Annotated in this window: 2 protein-coding genes; both read right to left on the reverse strand. The window is 43.7% G+C overall.

Annotated elements, in window-relative coordinates; genetic code table 11:
* A partial coding sequence (locus AB4496_RS27230) for an efflux RND transporter permease subunit (protein ID WP_372133069.1) occupies positions 1-262 on the reverse strand: 262 nt, incomplete at its 3' end.
* An 11-nt stretch (positions 263-273) separates the two neighbouring features.
* Positions 274-1,349: efflux RND transporter periplasmic adaptor subunit (locus AB4496_RS27235; RefSeq protein WP_372133072.1), on the reverse strand; the 1,076-nt coding region annotated here is incomplete at its 5' end.

The raw sequence follows: 1,349 nt of genomic DNA on the forward strand, positions 1-1,349 counted from the left end.
TACCTAGCACAGAAGAAGATGTCATATAATCGATGTTATCCGCTTGAGCCACAGCCTGTTCGAGGGGCTGGGTGATAAAGCCTTGGATAAGATCGGCACTTGCACCATAGTAACCAGTTGAGACTGTCACCACGGTATTCGTCATTTCAGGGTATTCACGCACCTGCATTTTGAAGATTGCTTGTAAGCCAAGCAGAGCAATCAAAAAGCTGATGGATACCGCTAGAACTGGACGTTTAATAAAAACATCAGTAAAGCGCATTGTGCCTCCAGTTACAGCTTAGGTGTTTCAGATGGTGGAGTGATCGCATCACTTTCAACAACTTTAACTTTGGCGCCGTTACTTAGGCGTACTTGGCCAGAAGTTACAACTGTATCGCCAGCTTTTACACCATCAAGGATGTGTGCAATATCAGCCGTACGCTCACCTACTTTTACAACATGTTGAGCAACACGCTGAACTCCGTCTTCTTCAGTTAAGATGTAAACATTGTCACCATATAGAGTGAAAGTAATCGCTGTTTGAGGAAGAGTAACTTGGTTCTCTAGCTTAGGCAGAATGATGTTAGCACGAGCGAACATACCGCTACGAAGCTTGCCATCATTGTTTGGAATATCTGCTTGAACTTGGATAAGACCACTTTGGATGCTTACTGCTGGTTCGATGGCACTGATAGAACCTTCAAATGGCTTCTCTGGGTAGGCATCAACAAAGATGTCGATAGCTTGACCCACATGGATGCGAGAGATATCAGTTTGAGAAACCGTGAAGCGCAGGCGCATGACACTGGTATCTTCTAAACGAACGATATCCGTACCTGATTGCAGGTATTGACCTAGGTAAACGTTACGAATGCCCACTTTTCCATCGAAAGGAGCACGAATTTCACGACGTTCGATAGATGCTTTTAGGCTTTCAATATCAGCAGATAGAGAATAGAAGTTTGCTTCTGCTTCATCGTATGCTTCTTTAGAAATAGAACCTTTCTTAAAAAGACCTTGGTAGCGTTTGTATTTTGCTTTTGCCGCAGGCAGGCGAGCTTCAGAGCTCTTTAGATTTGCCTTTTCTACGCCGGAATCAAGACGAACAAGAAGTTGGTCATTTTTAACATCAGTACCAGAACCAAAAGAGATTTGGTCAATAACACCGCTGGTTTCGTTCGCTAGTGTTACACCTTGGTTAGGTTCGATGAAGCCGATAGCTTCGATTACTGGAACCCAGTCGATAGGTTGAACTTCTGTTACCGTTACTGGAAACTCTGGCTCAGGTCGGTTAGCCATAAACTCAGCAATTTTTTGTTGTTTAAACATGTTAAACCCAATAACGCTGCCGAAAAGTAGTACAGCGA

The organism is Vibrio sp. 10N.222.46.A1 (assembly GCF_041473595.1).
Lineage (GTDB): Bacteria > Pseudomonadota > Gammaproteobacteria > Enterobacterales > Vibrionaceae > Vibrio > Vibrio tasmaniensis_A.